We start from the raw sequence: 3690 nt of genomic DNA on the forward strand, positions 1-3690 counted from the left end.
ATCTCGCCTTCATCTCCGGCCGGCGCGACGACGACGAGGCCGACCAGCTGTGGCTGCTGGACCGTCTGGGCGGCGAGGCCCAGAAGATCACCTCCGGCAAGGCCTCGGTCGAGGACTTCGCCTGGTCGCCGGACGGCAAGTCGATCGCGTTGATCCTGCGCGACGCCCCGCCGGAGCCGCCCAAGCCGGCCGAGGGCGAGAAGGCCGACGCCAAGCGACCGCAACCGATCGTCATCGACCGGTTCCAGTTCAAGCAGGACATCGCGGGCTATCTCGGCGTCCAACGCGGCCGGCTCTTCGTCATGAGCCTGGCCGACAAGACGCCCGCGCGCGTCACCACCGGTGACTATGAGGAGGCGCTGCCGGCCTGGTCGCCGGACGGCAAGTCGATCGCCTTCGTCTCCAAGCGCGTGAAGGACATCGACCGCGACTACAACACCGACGTCTACGTGGTCGAGGCCAAGGCCGGCGGCGCCCTGCATGCGGTCACCACCTATGCCGGCGCCGACAGCGACCCCGAATGGGGCAGCTATCCGGCCTGGAGCCCGGACGGGAAGTCCATCGCCTATCTGCAGGGCGGCGAGATCCGCAAGATCGGCTATGGCGTCCACACCCTGGCCGTGGCCCCGGCCGCTGGCGGCGCGCCTCGGATCCTGACCCCGACCCTCGACCGCAATGTCTACAGCCCCCACTGGTCGGCCGACGGCAAGCGCATCACGGTGGTGGTCGAGGACGACCAGATCAACCGCCTGGTGGAGATTCCGGCGGCCGGTGGCGCGCCTAAGGACCTGGTGGCCGGCCGCAAGGTGGTCGAGGACTATGACACCGACGGCAAGGGCAAGATCGTGGCCCAGGTCGGCGTCCCCGACAGCCTGCCGGAGCTCTGTGTGGTGGCCAAGGGCGAGACCCGCCCCCTCACCCACCAGAACGACTGGCTGAAGGCCGTGGCCCAGGCCAGCGTCGAGGAGATCAAGTTCAAGAGCAGCGACGGGACCGAGGTCCACGGCTTCCTGGTCAAGCCGCCGGGCTATCAGGCGGGGCGCAAATACCCGACCGTGCTGCGCCTGCATGGCGGGCCGCAGTCGCAATATAACCTGTCCTGGAACCGCGAATGGCAGATGCTGGCGGCCCAGGGCTATGTGGTGGTGGCCTCGAACCCGCGCGGCAGCAACGGCCGGGGCGAGGCCTTTGGCATGGCGCTCTATGCCGACTGGGGCCCGCCGGCGGTCAGGGATGTACTGGCCGGCGTCGACTATGCGGTGGCCCAGGGGATCGCTGACCCAAACCGGCTGGGTGTCGGCGGCTGGAGCTATGGCGGCATCCTGACCAACTACGTCATCGCCATGGACAGCCGCTTCAAGGCGGCGACCAGCGGGGCCAGCATCTCCAATGTGTTGGCCGGCTATGGCACCGACCAATATATCCGCGACTATGAGGTGGAGCTGGGCCGGCCCTGGGAGCACCCTGAGGCCTGGATGAAGGTGTCCTATCCCTTCTACCACGCCGACAAGATCGTCACGCCGACCCTGTTCCTGGGCGGCGACAAGGACTTCAACGTGCCGCTGCTCAATACAGAGCAGATGTATCAGGCGCTGCGGAGCCTGGGCGTCGAGACCAAGATGGTGATCTATCCCGGCCAGTTCCACGGCCTGACCCGCCCCAGCTTCCTGAAGGACCGGCTGGATCGCTACATCGCCTGGTACGCAGACCACCTGAAATGACCCTGACGTCCCAATACTACCCCGCGCTGGCCGCTGCGCTGCCCAGCCTGGCCGGCAAGACCGTGGCCATCACCGGCTGCACCAGCGGCACGGGCCTGGTGCTGGCCCGCACCTGCGCGGACCTGGGCGCCCAGGTGCTGATGCTGAACCGGCCCTCGCCTCGCGCCGACGCGGCCCTGGCGGAGCTGAGGCAGCGGGGCGGCAAGGTTGAACTGGTCGCGTGCGACCTGCAGAGCTTCGACGCCGTCCGCGCGGCGGGCGCGCAACTGCGCAAGGCCTTCGCCGGTGGGATCGACGTGCTGTGCAACAATGCGGGCGTCATGGGCCTGCCCGACGCCGCGACGCCGGACGGCTTCGACGTCCAGATGCAACCCAACCACCTGTCGCACTTCCTGCTGACCTCCGAGATCTGGCCGTTGCTGGAGACGGCCGCCACGGCGCGGGGCGAAGCACGGGTGGTCAATCACTCCAGCGGCGCCCGGCGTGGACCGCCGCTCAAGGCCGACTATCTGCGCGCCAAGGGCGGCAAGCTGGGCGGCCAGGGCTTCATGGGCTTCGGCAAGTGGCGGCGCTACCAGCAGTCCAAGCTGGCCAACCTGCTGTTCACCTACGCCCTGCACGACCACATCGCCCAGGCGCGGCCGGCCTTCGCGGGCAAGGTGAAGAGCCTCTGCGCCCATCCGGGCCCCACCGACAGCGGCCTGCAGGCCAAGACCACGGCGGCCGGCGGCGACACCTTCCTAGACCGCATGATTCTCAACCGCACCCTGAAGGCTGCGCACTCCGTCGAGGATGGGACCATGGGCATCGCGCGCGCCTGCTGCGAAGCCGGGGTCGAGAGCCTGGGGTTCTACGGACCGGAAGGCGCCGGCAAGAGTGGGCCTGCGGTGCTGTTGCCGCCCGAGCGAGCGCCTGAGGGCGAGGCCCTGCTGTGGCGCGAAAGCCTGAAGGCCACGGGGATCAGCCAGTACTTCGGCTGGGCCGCTTAGTCCTTATTCCGGCAAGGCCTCGATGATTACGAAGGCCTGGGCGTAGGGGTGGTCGTCGGTGAGCGACAGGTGGATCACCGCCTTGTGGCCGGCCGGGACCATCTCGGCCAGGCGGGCTGCGGCGCCGCCGGTCAGGGCCATGGTCGGCTGGCCTGAGCGCATGTTGACCACGCCCATGTCGCGCCAGAACACCCCGCGCCGGATGCCGGTGCCAAGCGCCTTGGCGCAGGCCTCCTTGGCGGCGAAGCGCTTGGCATACGACGCGGCGCGGTCCGGTTTGCGGTCCGAGCGGGTCCGCTCGATCTCGGTGAAGCAGCGGTTCGTGAACCGATCGCCGAACCGGTCCAGGCTGCCCTGAACGCGACGGATGTCCGACAGGTCCGAGCCGATCCCCAAGATCACTGAGAAGACCCCATCACGCGGCCATCCCCACCCGGGCTTCGTCCATCAGCACCCGCATCCGCTGGATGGCCGGGACCAGGCCGACGAAGATCGCCTCGCCGATCAGGAAGTGGCCGATGTTCAGTTCGGCCAGTTCAGGGATGGCGGCGACGGCCTTGACGGTCTCGTAGTCGATGCCGTGGCCGGCATGGACCTCCAGGCCCAGCCGATGCGCCTCGCGGGCCGTGACCCTCAGGCGCTCCAGCAGCGCCGGCGCCTCGGGCGAGCGGTCGCGGACGGCGTCGCAATAGAAGCCGGTGGTCAGCTCGATCACCTGGGCGCCGACCGACTTGGCGGCGGCCACCTGTTCCGGCACGGCGTCGACGAAGCAGGACACCCGGATGCCGGCGTCAACCAGCCGGCGCACGACCGGGGCGATGGTGTTGTGCGCGCCGGCCACGTCGAGCCCGCCCTCGGTGGTCACCTCTTCCCGACGCTCAGGCACCAGGCAGGCGGCGTGCGGCAGGTGGCGGAGCGCAATGGTCTCCATCTCCTGGGTCACGGCCATCTCGAAGTTCAGCGGCTGGCCGCGCTTGCGG

At 69.1% G+C, this 3690-nt stretch carries 4 protein-coding genes; 2 read left to right on the top strand and 2 right to left on the bottom strand.

Annotation, left to right across the window (positions count from 1 at the left end; genetic code table 11):
- Positions 1–1721: S9 family peptidase (locus Q7P21_RS20050; RefSeq protein WP_304180099.1), on the top strand; the 1721-nt coding region annotated here is incomplete at its 5' end.
- Complete coding sequence (locus Q7P21_RS20055; RefSeq protein ID WP_304169555.1) at positions 1718–2710, top strand: SDR family NAD(P)-dependent oxidoreductase; 993 nt, start codon at positions 1718–1720, stop codon at positions 2708–2710. The genes Q7P21_RS20050 and Q7P21_RS20055, both read left to right, overlap by 4 nt.
- A gap of 3 nt (positions 2711–2713) precedes the next feature.
- Here the strand turns inward: Q7P21_RS20055 and acpS are convergent, their stop codons facing one another.
- Together acpS and Q7P21_RS20065 are read right to left on the bottom strand one after the other, a co-directional pair.
- Positions 2714–3112: a holo-ACP synthase gene (acpS, locus tag Q7P21_RS20060; protein ID WP_304180102.1), complete on the bottom strand. Its 399-nt coding sequence runs from the start codon at positions 3110–3112 to the stop codon at positions 2714–2716.
- Positions 3113–3125: 13 nt separating this feature from the next.
- Positions 3126–3690: pyridoxine 5'-phosphate synthase (locus Q7P21_RS20065; protein WP_304180105.1), on the bottom strand; the 565-nt coding region annotated here is incomplete at its 5' end.

The organism is Phenylobacterium aquaticum, assembly GCF_947378715.1.
Lineage (GTDB): Bacteria > Pseudomonadota > Alphaproteobacteria > Caulobacterales > Caulobacteraceae > Phenylobacterium > Phenylobacterium aquaticum_A.